At 76.5% G+C, this 886-nt stretch carries 1 protein-coding gene; it reads left to right on the top strand.

Going from position 1 to position 886, the window contains the following annotated elements; genetic code table 11:
* Nucleotides 1-16: 16 nt before the first annotated feature.
* Nucleotides 17-886: hypothetical protein (locus ACFFNX_RS51425; protein ID WP_378213814.1), on the top strand; the 870-nt coding region annotated here is incomplete at its 3' end.

Below are 886 nucleotides of genomic sequence, written 5' to 3'. Positions count from 1 at the left end.
CGCCGCCGACCGCTCCATGCCCGAGAGCGAACGCGCCCGCGCGGTGCGCCTGATCGGTGACGTGCCATCGACCTCGGCCGGGGAGCTGCGCGGCTACCTGCGCGCGAGGGAACCGCTGGTCCGGCGGGCGGCGCTGGCCGCCGCCGCCTGGACCGCGAGCCCGGGATCCGTGCTCGGCGACCTGCTGGAACACGCGACCGGCGATGACGCGCACGTCGCCGTCTACGCCGCCGCGCGGGCGGCGCGGTTCACCCCTCCGAGCGCGCTGCCGGCGGCGCTCACACCCGTCCTCGCCGGGGGAAAGATCACCGCCCGTAAGGAGGCGGTACGGCTGATCGCCCGCCATCGGGCACCCGGCGCCGAAGGCATCCTCGCGCAGGCCTGGGATCGGGAGGGACAGCACCGCGACGTCCGTACCGCGATCGTCTCGGCCGCCCGGCAGCTCCTCGACCTGCCGGTGAGCGAGCGCATCCTGACCGAGGCGGTCGAGGGTTCCCGGGACCTGGCCCGGCAGGTCCTCGGGGCCGCGCCGCTCACCGTCGAGCCGCGCCACCGCGCCCGGTACGCGGGTCTGGTCGTGAACGCCGCGCGCTCCGCCGACCCCACGGTACGGGGCGAGGCGCTCGGCTGGCTGCCCTCCTGGGCCTCCTGGTCACCGGAGGCGACCGGCACCCTCGCCGCCCGGTTCCAGGACCTCTCCGAGACCACCACCTGGCGGATCGCCCTCGACGGGCTCGTCGCCTGCGCGCTGAGCGATGACGCCGGTACGGAACTGCGGGACGCCATCGCGGCACTCGCCACCGCCGACGAAACCGCCGACGCCGAACCGGAACGCGACCTGCCCGCCGGGCAGCCCCTCGACGCCGCCGTCTCCGCGCTCTCCGCC

Origin of the sequence: Actinoallomurus acaciae, assembly GCF_042429965.1 — a bacterium.
GTDB lineage: Bacteria > Actinomycetota > Actinomycetes > Streptosporangiales > Streptosporangiaceae > Actinoallomurus > Actinoallomurus acaciae.
Note: the sequence above shows the minus strand (reverse complement) of the source record. Positions and strands in the feature narration are given on the sequence as shown.